We start from the raw sequence: 17,115 nt of genomic DNA on the forward strand, positions 1-17,115 counted from the left end.
TGAACTGGGCCGCCCGCTCGTGCGTCCAACGCCTCTTGTGTTGCGTGACTTGGAAAAGCTGACCTGGGTGTCAGGCTATTGCCTCCGTGGAAACCCGGTCATGGCGCGCATCTCTGCGTGCAGGGCGTGCGGAGCTTGATCATTACCGTGACCTGCGACAACGGCATTAATAGATGTGCTAACGCTTCCGGTGGGTCAGTTGCCGCCCCAGGGTGCGAGAGGGCCGGCGCGTCCTCCAGGACAAGATCCGTGTTTCCACGGAATAACTCTCCGGGGATTTCCCGGTTTATTCGATCGCGCCATCCGCTTTAATGCTCTGAGAATGGATGCGCGGTCCCTCGCCGAGATCAGAGGTGTGCGCGGTCGGAGGTGGCCGCTTCCGGCCGTGCCTCCCCAGGCATGCCCCCCTGGGACGTGTGGAGCGCGCCAGGGGTCGCCGACCGCCCCTGCCGTTGGCGCGGCCGCCCTGGCTCCCGTGACCCGCAGGTGCCCACCACCCGGTCCGCCGACTGCTCACCGCCTTCAGGCGGCGACGGCGGTGATGCGGGGCCAGGCGGCGGCGTCGAGGGCCGCGGAGTCGAAACCTCGGTCATGGCGGGGTGGGGCGATCACGGCCTGGAGTCCGAGGAACCTCAGCGGGGGCAGCTCGTCCGCGGCCGACACCGTCTCCTTGCGTCACTGGCACTGCGCTGGTGCACAGGTCGGAGTCCGGCCCGGTGCGCGGCTCAGGGGTCTGCCGTGATGGCCGCGCACGGGACCTCCGGAATGCGGCGGCCAGAGACGATCTCGGGACGGATGCGGATGAAGTGATCGCGGCCTTCGGGTCTCCAGCTCCGCAACGGCAGGTCCTCCAGTACGGCGATCTCATCGGCCGCGGTGACGAGGCGGGCTTGGCCGACGATGACGACCGACCAGCCGGTGCGGGCCTCGGCGTCGAACTCGTCGATCTCGAATGCGACGACGGTGTTGGTGGCGGCGGTCGCGAGCCGCGACGCCCGGGAGGTCCTGATGATCACATCATCGGCGTGAAGGGTGAAGTTGACCGGCTGCACGGCCGGGAGGGCCTGGTCGGTGAAGACCACCCTGCCGACCACCGCGCGGGCGAGCAGGGAGCGGCACTCCTTGACACCCAGGACCTCCAGACCACTGTGATCGAGCTGCATGTATTCAGCATTCTTGCCCTGTGGCACCTGGCGTTAGGGACGAACGTCCCGTTCACCAGCCCGTTCCGCAGATGATCTACTCGGCTGCGTTCTTGGGCTTGGAGGTGTCGGCCTTGAGCTGTGCGGCGAAGGCGGCGGCCTGGGTGCGGCGCTTCATGCCGAGCTTGGTGAAGATGCTGGAGATGTAGTTCTTGACGGTCTTCTCGGCCAGGTACATGCGCTCGCCGATCTGCCGGTTGGTGAGACCTTCGCCGATGAGCTCCAGGATGTGCCGTTCCTGCTCGGAGAGTCCTTCGAGAGGGTCCTTGGTCTCCTGCCGCTGGCGGATGCGCTGGAGCATGCGGGCGGTGCTACGGGGATCCAGGAGGGACTGGCCGGTGGCGACGGTGCGCACGGCTCCGACGAGGTCGGAGCCGTGGATCTGCTTGAGGACGTAGCCGGAGGCACCGGCCATGACGGCATCGAACAGGGCGTCCTCGTCATCGAAGGAGGTGAGCATCAGGCAGGCCAGCTCCGGCATCTGCGAGCGGATCTCGCGGCAGACGGTGACGCCGTCGCCGTCGGGCAGCCGGACGTCCAGGACGGCCACTTCGGGACGGGCGGCGGGGATGCGGGCCAGGGCATGGGCGGCGGTACCGGCCTCGCCGACGATCTCGATGTCGTCCTCGGCCGACAGCAGGGCGGCCACACCGCGGCGCACGACTTCATGGTCGTCCATCAGAAAGACCCTGATGACCTTGCCGTCTCGGGGGGCGCCGTCGCTCATGGAGCAGAACCTACCCGCTCCGCGGTGACACGCACACGCAGCCGAGGTCCCATGTTCGCGAGGACCAAGGTCCTGAATCGCCCAATCTCCGTCCGGGAGGGGGATACTCACGATGTCCCGAACGGGGATACTGGCGATGTGGCTCAGGAACCTCATGCTGGCGACGATCGCGCAAGGCTGATCCTTCCGCAGCTCCAGTTGGACGATCTGCTGACCGAGCTCCAGGCCCGGCTGGAGACCGCCCGTTCCACCCGGGACCGGGTGCACGCGCTGCTGGAGGCGGTCGTCTCGATCGGCGGTGAGCTGGATCTGGAGACGGTGCTGCGGCGGATCATCGAGGCCGCCACCACGCTGGTCGACGCCCACTATGGGGCGCTTGGGGTGATCAGTGAGGAGGGGGAAAGGCTCGTCCAGTTCATCACGGTCGGTGTCACCGACGAGCAGATCGCGGCGATCGAGCACTGGCCGCACGGCCACGGCATCCTCGGGTTGTTGATCAAGGAGCCGCACGCGTTGCGGCTGGCCAACCTCTCCCAGCATCGCGAGTCGTACGGGTTCCCGGACAACCATCCGCCGATGCGGACGTTCCTCGGGGTTCCGATCCGGGTGCGCGATGAGGTGTTCGGCAACCTGTACCTGACCGAGAAGGCCGGCGGCGGGGAGTTCGAAGAGGAAGACCAGATCGTGGTGACCGCGCTGGCCACCGCCGCCGGCGTGGCGATCGAGAACGCCCGGTTGTACGAGGAGACGAGGCGGCGGGAGCGGTGGCTGGAGGCGTCGGCGGAGATCTCCACCGCCCTGCTCTCGGGCACCGGCCTTCACGAGGTGACGTCCTTGCTGGCGCAACGGGCCCGGCAGGTCGCCGATGCCGCGCTGGCCACCGTCGCGGTCGTCGACGAGGCGGCCGGCGAGTTCCAGGTGGTGGCGGCCGACGGCGATGACGCCGCGCGGCTGCGGGGTCTGCGGGTGCCGCTTGACCGCTCGATCGCGGGCAGGGCCTACCGCGAGGGTGTCGCGCTGCGGCTGGCCGATGGCGGCGCGGCGGCGAGTGAGGCCGGCCTGCCGACCCAACTGCCCGTCGGGCCACTGCTGACGGTGCCGCTGGGGGTCGGTGAGTCGGCACGCGGGGTGATCTCGGTGATCAACCCTCCGGGCGGGGCGGTCTTCTCCGAGGGGACGCAGCGGCTGCTGGAGGCGTTCACGGGTCAGGCCGCGGTGGCGCTGGAGTTGGCCGAGCGGCGCCGCGACTTCGAGCGGCTGGCGTTGCTGGAGGACCGCGACCGTATCGCCAAGGATCTGCACGACACCGTGATCCAGCGGCTGTTCGCCACCGCGATGACGCTGATGTCCGCCATCAAGATCACACAGAAGCGCGACGTGGCGGTGCGAGTGCAGCAGGCGGTGGACGACCTGGACGACACCATCCGGCAGATCCGTTCCTCGATCTTCGCGTTGCAGGCCCCGGCCGAGGAGGAGTCGCTGCGCAGCCGCGTCCACGCGGTCGTGGACGCGGCCAGCGAGAACCTGGGGTTCGCCCCCTCGGTGCGGCTGGACGGCCTGCTGGACACCGGGGTCGACGAGCACGTCGGCGAGCATGTGCTCGCGGTCGTGCGGGAGGCGCTGTCGAACGTGGCCCGCCATGCCGGCGCGTCCGAGGCGTCCGTGGTGATCGACGTTGGTGACGAGTTGAAGCTCCGCGTAGAGGACGACGGGGTCGGGATCCCGAAGGGCGGGCGCCGTAGCGGGTTGCGCAACCTGCGGGAGCGGGCGGAGGGGCTCGGCGGCTCCTTCACCACGCGGGCACGGTCGGGCGGAGGCACGGTGCTGCTCTGGCGCGTGCCGCTCAAGGATGCGTAGGGCCCACTCAGACGCCTGAAAGCGAGAGCTTGGCGCGGTGCCGGGCGAGGCCCCGGCGGCTACGGGAGATCGTCCGTGGTTCCGAGATTCTCTCTGGTCACGCCACCGGGGTGCAGGGGGATGCGGCGGCCGGTGACCGTGCGGGGAGTCAGGCGGACAAGCAGGTTCTCCGGCGCGCGGGTCCAGGGCGCGAGGGACAAGGCCCGCAGGCGCCGGATCTCTTCGGGATCGGTGACGATCTCGGCGGTGCCGGTGATGAGAACGCTCCAAGCGGTGCGCAGCGCCGGTTCGAACTCGTCCGCCTCGAAGGTGAGGAGACGCCCCTCACGTACGGCGTTCAGTTTCGCGCCCTCGGCTGTGCTGAAGACGATCGCATTCCCGTCCAACGCGAAATTGACGGGCAGGACGCTGACCCGCCCGTCGCTCTCGGCCCAGGCGATCCTCCCGACGGGGACGCCCCGGACCAGGTCCAGGCAGGTCGTCTCGTCGAGCGGCTGAAGGTTGTCGGTCATGGGACCTCGATTCGGGTTCCCGCGGCCCCGGTGCGGAGCTCGGGCGCGTCGGTGAGGTGACCGATCGCCGCGACGGCGCCGCGGCGGTGCTCGGCGAAACGGCAGGCCGCCTCGACCGTGGCGTTCATGGCGTCATCGGGCGGCGTCAGCGAACGCAGCTCGTCCGGGGTGATCTCGCGGATGGGACTTGGGTGACGGGAGCCATCGTCGCGCATGATGGCCGGGACGTCGGTGAGCAGCAGTAGCGTGTCGGCCTTGAGGCGGGCCGCGAGCAGTCCGGCGGCGAGGTCCTCGTCCACCATGGCCTCGACGCCGTGATGGTCGCCGCCGGTGGGGACGCCGTCTCCGTTGGCGATGGCGATGACGACGCAACCGTCGTCGAGGAGCCTGGCGATGGTCGGCAGTTCCACGATGTCTCGGGGCTCGGGGGAGGGGACGACCCTGCGCCACGCGAACCGGTCGGGGCGCATCGTCCAGCCGAGTTCGGCGGTGAGGCGGCCGGCCTGGACGGCCGAGTAGACCGGTCCGACGAATCTGGCCGGTCGGGCGAACGCCGGGTCGTCGAGGTCGACGACGGTCTCGGTGAGGACGGTGACGATCTCCCGGCCCGGCAGCAGACGGCGCAGCCTGCGGACGAGCCGGTAACCGGTGGACCGGGGGCCCTGGCCGCGCGTGATGACCACCTCGTTCCGATCAGCGAGCTTGGCGAGTCCGCGGGCGATCTCGTCGAGGTGCGGTGACGCGTTGCCGCCGAGGGATGCGACGATCCTCATCGGTGCCCTTCCAGTCGATCGGTGAGCAGCGCGTACAGGACGGCCTGGGTGGCGGGCAGCCGGTTGGCCGCCTGCCGGAAGGCCAGCGACCGTCCGCCGTCGATCACTTTCGGTGTGACCTCCTGGCCGCGGTGGGCCGGCAGGCAGTGCATGAAGACCGCGTCGTCGCGTGCGTGGTCCATGAGGTCGTCGTCGACCCGGTAGGGCGCGAGGACCTTCATGCGGCGGGTGCGTTCCCGGTCGGGGTCGCCCATGGACAACCAGACGTCGGTGTAGACGACACTCGCGTCCTCGACCGCCTCGGCGGGGTCATCGGTGAGCAGGACCCGGCCGCCGCGGCGCTCGGCCTCGGCGGTCGCGTACGCCACCGCCTCCGCCTGCGGCGCGTAGTGCGGCGGAGTTGCCACCGCGATGTCCATCCCGGCGAGCGCGGCCGCCTCCATGAGGCTGCGGGCGACGTTGCCGCCGTCGCCGAGGTAGGCGATGCGGTGGCCGCGCAGGTTACCGAAGTGCTCCCGGATGGTGAGCAGGTCGGCGACGGCCTGCAGCGGATGGTGACCGTCGGTCAGCGCGTTGACCACCGGGACCGGGGCCGCGGCGGCCAGGTCGCGGACGTCGGCGTCGGCGAAGGTCCGGATCACGATCGCCGCGGCGTAGGAGCCCATGACCCGTGCGGTGTCACGGAGGGTCTCGCCGCGGCGCAGTTGCAGCTCGTCGGGTCCGATGGTGACAGGCGTGCCGCCGAGCCGGGCCACCGCCGCCGCGGTCGACAGCCGGGTCCTGGTGGAGGGCTTGGCGAAGTACATCGGCACGATCCGGTGCGCGAGCAGGTCGCCGGCGGAGCCGGGCTTGTCCTCGAAGCCGACCGCCAGTTCCAGCAGTAGGGACAGGTCGTCGCCGGTCAGGTCGCTGATGCCGAGCAGATCCTTCATTGGGTGACCTCGTCTCGCTGGAGGGGGCAGGACATGCAGCGGGGGCCGCCGCGGCCCCGGCCGAGCTCGCCACCGGGGATGGTGACGACCTCGATCCCGTGGTGGCGCAGCATGGTGTTGGTGGTGACGTTGCGCTCGTAGGCGATGACCACGCCGGGCTCGACGGCCAGGACGTTGTTCCCGTCGTCCCACTGCTCGCGTTCGGCTGCCCGCACGTCCTGCCGCGCGGTGAGGATGTGCACGCCGGGCAGGCCGAGGGCGCGGGCTATCGCCGGGAACAGCGCCTCGTTCTCGTGCACCAGCACCTCACGGCCGCGATCGCGGCCGGGGGACAGGGTGTAGGAGCGCAGCGGCGGCAGCTCCGGGTAGACGGTGAAGGTGTCGTGGCCGACCATGGTCATGACGGTGTCCAGATGCATGAAGGCGCGGCTCGCGGGCAGCCTGACCGCGACGACCCTCTGCGCCGCCCCGGCGGTGAACAGCCGCTGGGCGAGCAACTCGACCGCCTGCGGCGTGGTGCGCTCACCCATGCCGACGAGGACCAGGCCGTCGCCGAGGACGTGGACGTCGCCGCCTTCGATGGCCGGCAGCGAGAAGTCGGTGCCCGGATACCAAATCGGGAACTGCCGGCCGGCGAACATCGGATGGTGCTTGTAGATCGCATGGAGGTGGACGCTCTCGCGACGCCGCGCGGGTTTGGCCATCGGGTGCAGCGTCACCCCGCCGTAGATCCAGGCCGAGGGATCGCGGGTGAACAGGTGGTTGGGCAGCGGCGGCAGCACGAAGTCGCCATCGTCCAGCGAGGCCAGCAGCAGACTGTGGACGGCGAGGCCGAGCTCTGCCTTGGTGAGCCCGCCGATCAGGTGCCGGGTGAGGGTCGCGGGATCGAAGCCGTCCAGCGCCGCCCGGACCGGTCCGGCGAGCGTCGGGCCGAGCGCGGTCTCGGACGTGGTGTGGTCGAGCACCTGGGCGCGGGCCTCGTCGACTTTGAGGGCCTCGGCCAGCATGTCGGCGAGGTAGTGCACCTGGACGCCGCGTTCGCGCAGGGTGTCGGCGAACACGTCGTGCTCCTGGCGGGCGCGCTTGGCCCACAGCACCTCGTCGAAGAGCAGGTCGTCCTTGTTGTCCGGGGTGAGGCGGAGGAGTTCCAGGTCGGGGCGGTGCAGCAGGACCTGCCGCAGGCGCCCGACCTCGGAGGAGACGGTGAACACGGAGTCTGTCCTTTCAGGCGGCCTGGGCGGATGGTCCGTGGTCGCCGGGTTGGCCGCTTCGGATGGTCTGGTCCTTCTGCCCGGTGCGCTGGGCGCGGTATTTCAGCCAGGCGTAGACGGGCATCCCGGCGAAGATCAGCAGCGTGCCCTTGTAGACGACCTCGTAGCCGGCGCCCGCGATCGCCCAGGTGGAGTAGCCGAACGCCAGGAGCGCGATGACGGCGTCGCGGGCGAGGCGTCCGCCGGAGAACGCCGCGCGGTCGGTGGCCAGCAGCACCAGCTCGGCGATGGAGGCGTAGGCATAGGGGATGACGGTGGTGAGCGTGGCGAGCAGGATCACGAAGGTGAACTGGTCGACCAGGCTCGCGTTGTAGTTCATGAGCATCAGCCCGGTGACCAGGACGCTGGAGACCACCAGCCCGACGACCGGGGTGCCCGCCCGCCCGGTGCGGGCGAACACGCGGGGGAAGAGACCGTCGCGCGCGGCGGCGAACGGGACTTGGCCCTGGAGCAGGATCCAGCCGTTCAGCGCGCCGAACGCGCTGATGGCCGCTCCGGCGGCGACCAGGTCGGCGGCCCAACCGCCGAACGCCGCGTCCGCCGCATCCGCGAACGGCGCGGTGGAGGTGGCCAGCGCGGCGGCCGGGACCAGGCCGAGGACGGCGACGGTGCCGAGGATGTAGACCAGTGCCGTGACCGCGGTCCCGGCGATGGTCGCGCGGGGAATGGTCCGCTCGGGGGCGTCGACGTCCTCGGCGGGGACGGTCGCCGACTCCAGCCCGATGAACGACCACAGCGTCAGCGCCGCCGCGGCGGTCACCGCGGAGAACGCGCTCTCCCCGCTGGCGTTGAACTCGCCGAAGTTCGCGGACTTGACGAAGAACAGCCCGCCGACCGCGATCAGTAGCAGCGGTACCAGCTTGACGACCGTCGTGACGACCTGGACGGCGCCCGCCTGGCGGAGCCCGTAGGCGTTGACGGCCGTCAGCAGCCAGATCGTCGCCAGACCGACGCTGGCCGCCAGGACCCTGTCGGTGGCAAGGGCGTGCCAGAAGTGGGCGAGGTAACCGACGAAGGCGACCGCTATCGCCGCGTTGCCGGCCCACACGGCGATCCAGTACCCCCACGCCGTCTGGAAACCGACGAAGTCACCGAAGGCCCGGCGTGCGTAGGCGTAGGGTCCGCCTGTGCGGGGGTAGGCGCGGGCGAGCCTGGCGAACACCAGGGCCAGCAGAATCGCCCCGGCCGCTGTGAACACCCACGCGATCAGGCTGATCGGCCCGTAGCCGGCAAGCGAGCTGGGCAGCAGGAACACCCCGGACCCGATCATGTTGCCCACCACGAGAGCCGAGGCCATCCACAGACCCAGCTTCCGGCGGACGGGTCTCGCGCTCATGAGAACCTCCTCGACGCTCGGTTTCGCGCTGCCCTTCCAGCCGACCACCGCGGCGTCGCGTGGGCGCCGGGCATGCGTCCCCGATCTAGCGGACCAAGGTCCCGGACCCGCGGATCCACCGGTCCCGACCCGGACACGGCGCCCAAACGGTCGTGATCAGGAGCCCGGAGCAGGCGGAACCTGCGGGCGGCGCGGGAGGACGGGCTCGACCCGGTAGAGGGACGGCATCCCCCCGGTGCGAGGGGGGATCTCGCGGCGAACACCTGCCAGGGCGGTGACCAGGTCATGGACGGTGAGCAGGCCGACAAGGGCGTTGCGCTCGTCCGTCACCGCCACGTGGTCCGTCCCGTTCTCCAGCATGGCGCGCGCCGCCTCGGGGACGGTCGCGGAGGGCCGCACGGTCACGGGCCGGCCGGCTGGCAGGAGCGTGGTGACGGGCCGGCGGGCCTCCTGCGGGCTCGCGGGCTTCCACATCGACGTGAGGGTCTGGGTGTCGATGACGCCGACGAAGCCGCCCTCGTCATCGGCGACCGGCAGGTGGTGAACGTCGGCCTGGCACATCAGCTCCCAGGCCATCAGCACCGATCCGCTCGCGGCGATGGTGAGCAGGTCCCTGGTCATCAGCTCGGCCACGGTGCGCTTCTCCAGCGGCCTGCGAACAATGATCATGGTTCCTCCCGGACAGCGGTCACTGGGGTGCGAGCGCCACCGGCCGGCCGGCGTACCTCCAGCCGGACAAACGGGCGCAGGATATGCGGAGGAACTCCTGGTGCGCGCCCGGCAGCCAGGGCACCAGGGGCAGGCTCTCGAGACGACGGATCTCGGGTGCGGAGGTCACCGCGAGGGCGGGCCCGATAACGGTGACCGCCCACCCCGTACCGGCGGCGGAGTTGAGGTCGTCGACCTCGAACGCGACGATCGCGTCGCGCAACGCGGCGTCGAGCTTCGACCCCGGCGCGGTCCTGATGACCACCGCCTCGTCGCCGTCCATGACGAAGGTGACCGGCCGGATGGCGGGCAGCGCCTGGTCGGTGTAGACGATCCGCCCGACTGGGACCGACCGCAGCAGCGTCAAGCATTCCTCGCGGCCGAGGGGCTCAAGGTTTGTCCCATCTCGCTTCATACCTCCAGGATTCGCGCTGCCCACCGGTTGTTGCAGAGGCGAACGTCCCTGGTAGGGATGGTCCTCGTGGCCAGATGTCCCACGTGCGACGGACCTTTGGTCCTCGCCGCCGTAGACGGCCGACTGCGATGGACGACGTGCGAGACCGAGCACTCGTGCCTGCTACCCGGGGGACAGGTACGGGCGGCGGGGCCATACGTCCTCGGCGCCGTGCGGGCGGACGGTGGCCAGTGCCTGTTCGAGAGCTCTGGCCAGGTCGCCACCGGTGTCGATGGTGACGGCCTCAGGCCACGGTGCGGCCTGCGCCGACATGGCGGCGGCGATCGAGATGTCGGCGTCGGAAGCGGTGCGCGCACGGGTGCGGATCCGTTCGGCGGTGAGGTCCGCGGGTGCGTCGCAGCGCAGGGCGAACAGGCGCGCGTGCTCCTGCACGGCGACGGTGGAAACCAGTTCCCGCTCGTGCTTGGACGTCCACGAGGCGTCGAGGACGACGTTCTCTCCCGACCGGAGCAGTAGTGCGGCGCGTTCGGCGAGTTCCCCGTAGGTGCGCCGGCTCCACTCGGGGGTGTAGATCCCGGTGCCGTAGGGAGCGGCGCCGGAGTCTTCGGGAGCCATGCTGGCGAGTTCCTTGCGGATGCGGTCGCTGCTGAGCAGCGTGCAGCCCAGCCGGTCGGCGAGGGCGCCCGCCAGGGAGGTCTTGCCCGTCCCGGGAAGGCCGCCGACGATGATCAACCCGACCTCTCCGGCTCGCAGATGGCGGAGGGCCACGTCCGTGAAGGCCCGCGCGTCGGACGCCGGGCGCGGATCGCCCTGGGCGACGCGGAGGCAAGCGACCTTGGCGCGGACGAACGCCCGATACGCGACGTAATGGTGGCGCAACGAGGACGGGGCCGGATCGGCGGCGTACTCGGTGTACCAGTCGACGAAGCGTTCCGCGAGCCGTGGCGCACCGAGGCGTTCGAGGTCCATGGCCAGGAACGAGGCGTCGTCGAGCCCGTCCAGGCAGCGCAACCGTTCGTCGAACTCCAGGCAGTCCAGGACGCGGGGGCCGTCATCGAGGCAGAAGACGTCGGTGGCCAGCAGGTCACCGTGGCCATCGACCACGCGCCCGGCGTTGATACGGGCATCGAACAAGGGTTCGCGTCCGGCGAGGAAGGCGGTGGTGAGCTCCTCGATCTCGGTGGCCGCCGCGCGGTCCATCGTCCCGCCGTGGAAGGGCCGCACCTCGTCGAAGCTCGCGTTCCAGCGCGCCCGGAGGGCGTCACGGGTTCCTTCGGCGGATATCCGCGCACTTCGGGGTGCCTCGGCATGCCAGGCGGCGAGGATCCGAGCCGTGGCCCGCAGCGCGTCCTCGACGGGTTCATGGTTCTCCACCAGCCTGGACAGGCGCCGTTCGGAGGGCATCCGGCGCATCGTCACCAGATGGTCGCAGACCTGCCCGTCGGGTCCGAGCACGTCGGCGACGCCGAGGTAGACGTCGGGGGCGAAGCGCCGGTTGAGGCGGACCTCCTCGTGGCATGCCCGTTCACGCGCCTCACGGGTGGTGAAGTCGAGGAAACCCAGGTCCACAGGCTTCTTGAGCTTGTAAGCCCGGTCCTCGGTGAAGAAGACAATGCCGCTGTGGGTCTCGCTCACGGCCGCGGTCGCCATCTGCCTCACATCCTTCCTTGCGGGTGCTGTGTGAGGCGGGTCACAGGCTCGCGGTGCTGTCGGTCGTCTGATCCGCGCAGATCACGAGCTGGCAAGGCGCACGATCCCGCACCACGGGCACGGTGTCGCCGCCGAACAGGCCCCCGTGTTCGGAGCTGAACCTGGCGCCGATGACGAGCAGTTCCGCATGCTTCGCCGCCTCAACAAGGGCTTCCCCGGCGACGCCGTAGACGATGCGGAGGCGGGTGGTGAGGTGCTGGGAGCGCGGGATCGTGCGAGCCACCAGGTCGCGCAGCCGCAGCCACTCCCGGGCGGCGCGCCACAGGCGCGGCGTACTGCTCTCGCCCGGTTCCAGCACATGGACGACGTCCAGGCGCGCGTGGCGTGACAGGGCCTCCCGCGCCGAGCGGCGCAGGGCGGCGATGGAGTTGGGTGATCCGTCCACCCCGACGACGACGCAACGGTGTTCGGGCATGACCTGCATCAGGACCTCCTCGGTCACCTCCACTGTCGCAGCGGAGGCGGCGGGCCGGTCAGTGCCGACCGTCCCACCTGCCCGGGACCTTCGACCCGGCCGAACGGACTCTCACCAGCCCGGCAGCGCCCGTCCCGCTGGGGCTCGGGAGGCCGTTCGCCCTCTGCCGTCAGGGGTACCCGCTCTTTGACCGCTCACAGCACGCCGAAGGTCCCGAGGCCGAGGGTCTTCCGACTCTAGGAAGACGAGCCGGCGGGCGGTGGGATGCGAATGAGTGCAATGAGGAGGACTCATGGGTGACGTGCTTGTCGGCTATGACGGAACGACCGAGAGCGAACGGGCCCTGCGGTGGGCGGTCGGAGAGGCGCGGTTGCGGCGGACGTCGCTGACGGTCTGCCATGCCTGGCGCTGGCCGTATCCGATCAGCTATGTCGACATCGAGGGTGCGGCGATCATCAAGAAGATGGGCGGGCACCTGCTCGATCACGGCGTGGCCCTCGCCAGGGACATGGCCCCCGGCCTGCAGGTCAGCGGGCGGCTGATGGACGGCGGCACGTTCTCGGCGTTGCTCCAGGAGGGGCATGAGGCCGAGGTGATCGTGATCGGCTCGCACGAGCCGGACACGATGCCCGTGGGGTCGACGGCGCTGCGCCTTCCCGCGCGGGCGCACCGGCCGGTCGTGGTCGTCCGGTCGGCCGCCCCCCAGGAGGGGCTGGTGGTCGTGGGCGTCGACGGATCGGCCGGAGCGGACGCCGCCCTGGCGTTCGGGTTCGAGCAGGCGGCGCTGCGCGGCTGGCAGCTGCGGGCGGTGTACGGCTGCTGGGAACCGGGAGCGGCTCCGGGCGGCGACCTTTCGCTCTTCGACGACGAGGAGAAGCTCCGGCGGGTGTGCGGCTCCGTCCTGGAGCGGTCCGTCGCCCCGTGGCTGGTGAAGTACTCCTACGTCCGGGCCACGACCTCCCTGGTGCTTCGGTCGCCGCGGGAGGCCCTGTTCGAGGCGGCGGACGAGGCGGACCTGGTGGTGGTCGGCACCCGCGGGACGGGCCCGGTCGCACCGCTGGCCTTGGGCGCGACCAGCGATGCCCTGCTGCACCATGCCCCCTGCACGGTCGCCGTCATTCCGCAGGCCATGAGCTGACCGGCCACCATGAGGGAAAGGGGATCGTCTATGCGAGCGCTCGTTTACCACGGCCCAGGCCAGAGGGCCTGGGAGGAGAAGCCGAAGCCAGAGATCGCGGACGCCGGTGACGCGGTGGTACGTGTCGACGCGGTGACGATCTGCGGGACGGATCTGCACATTCTCAAGGGGGACGTCCCGGCGGTCACCGACGGGCGGATCCTCGGGCACGAAGCGGTCGGGACGGTCGCGTCGGTGGGGCCGGGCGTGCGGACGGTGAAACCGGGCGACCAGGTCCTGATCTCGTGCATCACCTCGTGCGGGACCTGCCGGTTCTGCCGTGAGGCGCGGTACGGCCAGTGCCTGGGCGGCGGTGGCTGGATCCTCGGTCACAAGATCGATGGGACGCAGGCCGAGTACGTGCGGGTTCCGTTCGCCGACACCTCCGTGCACCCGATACCGGCCGGTGTCGCGGCCGGGGACGCGTTGATGCTGGCCGACATCCTGCCGACCGGCTACGAGGTCGGCGTCCTCAACGGGGGCGTACGTCCGGGCGATGTCGTCGCGGTGGTCGGCGCCGGTCCGATCGGCCTGGCGTCGATCCTCGGGGCGAGGCTGTTCAGCCCGAGCCGCGTCATCGCGATCGACCTGGCCGACAGCAGGCTGGAGGCCGCCAAGCAGTTCGGCGCGGACGTCACCGTGAACAACTCCCGCCAGGATCCCCTGACGGTGGTGCGCGAGCTGACCGACGGTCTCGGCGCGGACGTGACGATGGAGGCGGTCGGTGTCCCGGACGCCTTCGAGTTGGCCGTCGCGCTGGCCCGGCCAGGCGGCCGGATCGCCAACATCGGCGTCCACGGCCGTCCTGCCGCGCTGCACCTGGAAGAGCAGTGGATCCGCGACATCACGATCACCACCGGGCTGGTGGACACCTTCTCCACTCCCACGCTGCTCCGCTTGATCGCCGGCGGGCAGATCGACGCGGCACGGTTCGTGACCCATCATTTCGCCCTGGACGAGTTCCCCAAGGCCTATGACGTGTTCGCCGGCGCCGCCGAGACCGGCGCGCTCAAGGTCGTCCTGACCAGGTGAGCCGGTTCACCCACGGCGAGCCGCGACCCTGACGGGGCCGCGGCTCGCCCCGCCATGGACAGCGCGCCATGGACAGCAGGTCACGGTCAGCCGCCTGATCACGGTCAGATGCTCTTGTGGCGGTCGAGTCGCGCCCATGCCGTGTCCCACATCCGCTGACGGCGCCGGTCGCAGCGGCGGCGTACCAGCAGGTATGCGCCGAGCGGCGGAACACCGGCCGCGCCGATGGCCGCCACACCGGCGAACACCGCTCCGGTTACGCTGTCCGACCGGTTCTGGGGACGTCTCGTCATCTCGCCGGAGGCGTCCACCCACACCTGCTGTTCTGCGCCCCAGGTGGCTGAACGCCCCGCCGCGACGGTTGCCGAGTGCTGCCTGCCGTCCGAGGTGGTCCAGGTCAGCAGGGCGGAGGCGGGCCCCTGCGCAGGTCTCTCGACCCGCGCGACCTGGGCGGAGATCCGGTGGTGGGCGGACGACTGGCTCACCTCGGCCCGCAGACCGGCCTGGTAGGCGAGCGCGACGGCGGCGGCACACGCCGGCGGTCCGATACCCGCGAACACCAGGGCGGCTCCCAGCCCCACTGCCCACTGCCGGCGGTCGACGCTCCGCCGCAGGTCGTTGAGGTCGAAACCGAATCGTCGTCGCAGGCGGTCGACCCCGTCCCCGACGTGGTGCGGGTGAGCGCTGTTCATGACTCCTCCAAGTGCGGTCAGGCCACGCGGGGAACGTAACCGCCGGTCAGGAGGGGTGGGCAGGTGCGGAGGTCCCGGTCCGCCAGGCCGAACGGCCCAGCGGAGCGTCATTCGCACGGCGCCGCCCCGTCCCGGTGGGTGAGGCGTCCCAGCAAGCGGACGAACCGCCGCCTCAGGACCTTCGGCCCGTATCGGTGCTCCTGCGTGCGGGGAGACTGAAGATGAGGATCGTTCGCAGGCAGGCGGGAGGTGCCATGTGATGGAAGGATCCGCGGGAGCACAGCGTCGCCACGTCCTGTTCGGCTACGACGGGACCGACGAGAATGACGTCGCCCTGCGTTGGGCCGTCGAGGAGGCGCGGCTGCGCGGGCTCGACCTGGTGCTGTGCCATTGCTGGCATTGGCCGTACCCGCCGGGCCATGTGGACGACGACGTCGAGGCGATCATCAGACGGGCGGGGGAGAACCTGCTGGAGCGCGGGGCGCGCCGTGCCCGCGCGCTCGGCGTGCCGGGGAGGGTGCGCAAACGGTTGCGAGGCGAACCTGTTCCCGACGCGTTGGTCCGCGAGTCCCACGGGGCGCGGTTGATCGTCGTGGGGTCGCATGAGCGGCATCAGCTCCTGGCCGGCTCCACCGCGATGCAGTTGCCCGCGCGTGCGCGCAGGCCGACGGTGGTCGTCCGGCGGAGTGCCGTACCGCAGGGGCTCGTCGTGGTGGGCGTCGACGGATCGCCGGGCGGCGAGGTGGCGCTTGGCTTCGCCATCGAGGAGGCCGCGCTGCGCGGCGGCGCCTTGGAGGTGGTGTGCGGAGCGTGGGAGCCGGGTGCCGTGGCCGAGGAGGAACTCGTCCTGTTCAGCGACGACGCACGCCTCACCCGGCACCGGACGGCCATGCTGGAGCGGTCTGTCCGCCCCTGGCGCGAGCGCTACCCGAAGGTCGACGTGCGGATCTCACTGGAGCTCGACCGTCCGCGTGAGGTCCTGCTGAAGGCGGCGGATTCCGCTGATCTGCTGGTGGTGGGCGACCGCGGCACCGGCGGCCTGGATCCGCTCCTGCTGGGCGCGACCAGTTCGGCGATGCTCCATCACGCTCCCTGCACCGTGGCCATCGTCCCGCTGTCCGGGCAGGCCGTTCGGCGGGACGCCTGAACTCCCCCCAGCCACCGGAGACGACCGACCGCCGGACGTCCCGGTGGGAACGGACCTTCGGCCCTGCCGGACACGCGCGGTGGCTGATGAGCTGGAAACCGAAGCCGGGAGGACAGATTCATGCCTACACCACATAAGACCAGCCCAGCCGAGCAGCGGGCGGAGGACGCGCGGCGTGCCGTGGAAGACGCGATCTGGGCGCCCTCGGTGCACAACACCCAACCCTGGCGCTTCGGCGTGCGGGGGTCGCGGATCAGCCTGCGTGCCGACGCGGACCGCCGTCTGGACGTCGCCGATCCTGATGGGCGGGAGATGATCATCAGCTGCGGTGCCGCGCTCTACAACCTCAGGCTCGGGCTGCGCGCGCTCGGCCACGAGCCGGAGGTGACCCTGCTGCCCGATCCCGACCGGCCGCACCTGCTCGCCGACGTCGAGATCGGCCGGAGTGGCCCCGCGGACGAGCACACCCGGCGGCTGCACGCGCAGGTACCGCACCGCCGCAGTCACCGCGGCGCCTTCCATGCCGAGCCGATGCCGGCCGCGGTCCTGTCGGCGATCCGGCAGGAGGCCGAACGGGAGGGCGGCCGGCTCATCCAGGCCGTCGACGCCCACGTCGCGGGCGCGCTGGCCGCCCTGACCGACGCCGCCGAGCACATCCAGCGCCGCACCCCCGCCTACGCGAGCGAGGTCGCCCGCTGGGCACCCTCGCCGGGGACCCGACGCAAGGACGGTGTCCAGCACGCCGCCTACCCCAAGCAGACCAACCGTACCGAGCCGCATTTCCCCGGCCGGGACTTCGCACGCGGTCAGGGCTGGGGCATCCAATCGCCGCCCGATGCGGAAGGGGCGCGCGAGGACGGGATGCCGTTGCCCGGTGTCGTGGTGTTGCTGGTCAGCGCCGGCGATACCCCCGCGGATTGGTTGCGGGCGGGACAGGCGCTCCAGGCCGTCCTGTTGCGCGCTACCGAGCACGGCTTTTCCGCCGCCTACCACACCCAGGCTCTCCAGGTGCCCGAGCTGCGAGCGTTCATCCGCACCCACTTCTGCGGCGATGCGTACCCGCAACTCCTGCTCCGCCTTGGAGTGCCGGACATGCAGGAGCTGACCAGCGTCCGCCGTCCCGTCCAGGACGTCTTGACCGAGGAGACCTGAGAGCGCGGGGCGGCGGACCGCCCTCGCCACAGGCGGGTGCCACGCCGCTTGCGCTCG

General features: G+C 70.8%; 18 protein-coding genes. 5 read left to right on the plus strand and 13 right to left on the minus strand.

What is annotated here, in order from left to right; genetic code table 11:
- Positions 1 to 522: 522 nt before the first annotated feature.
- The 3 genes from AMA02S_RS42060 to AMA02S_RS21865 all read right to left on the minus strand — a co-directional run bounded on the left by AMA02S_RS42060 (position 523) and on the right by AMA02S_RS21865 (position 1,929).
- Positions 523 to 663, minus strand: coding sequence for a hypothetical protein (locus AMA02S_RS42060; RefSeq protein WP_157430759.1), 141 nt, complete (start codon positions 661 to 663; stop codon positions 523 to 525).
- Between the two features lie 62 nt (positions 664 to 725).
- Entirely contained in the window at positions 726 to 1,163 is a 438-nt protein-coding gene (locus tag AMA02S_RS21860) for a pyridoxamine 5'-phosphate oxidase family protein (RefSeq protein WP_067461196.1), read from the minus strand.
- A 76-nt stretch (positions 1,164 to 1,239) separates the two neighbouring features.
- A complete protein-coding gene (locus AMA02S_RS21865) occupies positions 1,240 to 1,929 on the minus strand; it encodes a response regulator transcription factor (RefSeq protein ID WP_067461197.1) in 690 nt (229 codons plus the stop codon).
- A gap of 138 nt (positions 1,930 to 2,067) precedes the next feature.
- Here AMA02S_RS21865 and AMA02S_RS21870 point away from each other — a divergent pair, with 138 nt between their 5' ends.
- Positions 2,068 to 3,786: a GAF domain-containing sensor histidine kinase gene (locus tag AMA02S_RS21870; protein ID WP_067461198.1), complete on the plus strand. Its 1,719-nt coding sequence runs from the start codon at positions 2,068 to 2,070 to the stop codon at positions 3,784 to 3,786.
- 59 nt (positions 3,787 to 3,845) lie between these two features.
- Here AMA02S_RS21870 and AMA02S_RS21875 read toward each other — a convergent pair whose 3' ends face one another.
- From AMA02S_RS21875 to AMA02S_RS21915, 9 genes are all read right to left on the minus strand, one after another.
- Positions 3,846 to 4,298 carry a pyridoxamine 5'-phosphate oxidase family protein gene (locus AMA02S_RS21875; RefSeq protein ID WP_067461199.1) on the minus strand — a complete coding sequence of 151 codons (453 nt, stop codon included), beginning with the start codon at positions 4,296 to 4,298 and terminating at the stop codon, positions 3,846 to 3,848.
- On the minus strand, positions 4,295 to 5,071 hold the full coding sequence (locus AMA02S_RS21880) for an amino acid kinase family protein (RefSeq protein WP_067461200.1): 777 nt from the start codon (positions 5,069 to 5,071) through the stop codon (positions 4,295 to 4,297). The genes AMA02S_RS21875 and AMA02S_RS21880 overlap by 4 nt, the downstream gene beginning before the upstream one ends.
- Positions 5,068 to 6,003, minus strand: coding sequence for an ornithine carbamoyltransferase (argF, locus tag AMA02S_RS21885; protein ID WP_067461201.1), 936 nt, complete (start codon positions 6,001 to 6,003; stop codon positions 5,068 to 5,070). The genes AMA02S_RS21880 and argF overlap by 4 nt, the downstream gene beginning before the upstream one ends.
- Complete coding sequence (locus AMA02S_RS21890; protein WP_067461202.1) at positions 6,000 to 7,214, minus strand: arginine deiminase; 1,215 nt, start codon at positions 7,212 to 7,214, stop codon at positions 6,000 to 6,002. Before AMA02S_RS21890 ends, argF begins: the two co-directional genes overlap by 4 nt.
- A gap of 13 nt (positions 7,215 to 7,227) precedes the next feature.
- Positions 7,228 to 8,610, minus strand: coding sequence for an amino acid permease (locus AMA02S_RS21895; RefSeq protein WP_067461348.1), 1,383 nt, complete (start codon positions 8,608 to 8,610; stop codon positions 7,228 to 7,230).
- A 156-nt stretch (positions 8,611 to 8,766) separates the two neighbouring features.
- Positions 8,767 to 9,279, minus strand: a complete 513-nt coding sequence (locus AMA02S_RS21900) for a CBS domain-containing protein (RefSeq protein WP_067461203.1) — start codon at positions 9,277 to 9,279, stop codon at positions 8,767 to 8,769.
- A gap of 19 nt (positions 9,280 to 9,298) precedes the next feature.
- The gene (locus AMA02S_RS21905) at positions 9,299 to 9,685 is read right to left on the minus strand and encodes a pyridoxamine 5'-phosphate oxidase family protein (protein WP_245667714.1); all 387 of its coding nucleotides are present in this window, start codon (positions 9,683 to 9,685) and stop codon (positions 9,299 to 9,301) included.
- A gap of 210 nt (positions 9,686 to 9,895) precedes the next feature.
- The gene (locus AMA02S_RS21910; protein WP_067461205.1) at positions 9,896 to 11,383 is read right to left on the minus strand and encodes a bifunctional aminoglycoside phosphotransferase/ATP-binding protein; all 1,488 of its coding nucleotides are present in this window, start codon (positions 11,381 to 11,383) and stop codon (positions 9,896 to 9,898) included.
- A gap of 40 nt (positions 11,384 to 11,423) precedes the next feature.
- Positions 11,424 to 11,885, minus strand: a complete 462-nt coding sequence (locus tag AMA02S_RS21915; protein ID WP_157430760.1) for a universal stress protein — start codon at positions 11,883 to 11,885, stop codon at positions 11,424 to 11,426.
- Positions 11,886 to 12,150: 265 nt separating this feature from the next.
- On the opposite strand from AMA02S_RS21915, the gene AMA02S_RS21920 reads away from it, so the two are divergent.
- Both AMA02S_RS21920 and AMA02S_RS21925 read left to right on the plus strand, forming a co-directional pair.
- Positions 12,151 to 12,996 (plus strand): universal stress protein, encoded by an 846-nt coding sequence (locus AMA02S_RS21920; protein ID WP_067461207.1) that lies wholly within the window; start codon positions 12,151 to 12,153, stop codon positions 12,994 to 12,996.
- Positions 12,997 to 13,026: 30 nt separating this feature from the next.
- On the plus strand, positions 13,027 to 14,067 hold the full coding sequence (locus AMA02S_RS21925) for a zinc-dependent alcohol dehydrogenase family protein (RefSeq protein ID WP_067461208.1): 1,041 nt from the start codon (positions 13,027 to 13,029) through the stop codon (positions 14,065 to 14,067).
- Between the two features lie 104 nt (positions 14,068 to 14,171).
- Here the strand turns inward: AMA02S_RS21925 and AMA02S_RS21930 are convergent, their stop codons facing one another.
- Entirely contained in the window at positions 14,172 to 14,759 is a 588-nt protein-coding gene (locus AMA02S_RS21930) for an Rv1733c family protein (RefSeq protein ID WP_067461209.1), read from the minus strand.
- A gap of 259 nt (positions 14,760 to 15,018) precedes the next feature.
- On the opposite strand from AMA02S_RS21930, the gene AMA02S_RS21935 reads away from it, so the two are divergent.
- Together AMA02S_RS21935 and AMA02S_RS21940 are read left to right on the plus strand one after the other, a co-directional pair.
- Entirely contained in the window at positions 15,019 to 15,906 is an 888-nt protein-coding gene (locus AMA02S_RS21935) for a universal stress protein (RefSeq protein ID WP_067461210.1), read from the plus strand.
- 120 nt (positions 15,907 to 16,026) lie between these two features.
- Positions 16,027 to 17,058 (plus strand): Acg family FMN-binding oxidoreductase, encoded by a 1,032-nt coding sequence (locus AMA02S_RS21940; RefSeq protein ID WP_067461211.1) that lies wholly within the window; start codon positions 16,027 to 16,029, stop codon positions 17,056 to 17,058.
- The last annotated feature ends 57 nt before the right edge of the window (positions 17,059 to 17,115 follow it).

This window comes from Actinomadura macra NBRC 14102, assembly GCF_001552215.1.
Lineage (GTDB): Bacteria > Actinomycetota > Actinomycetes > Streptosporangiales > Streptosporangiaceae > Spirillospora > Spirillospora macra.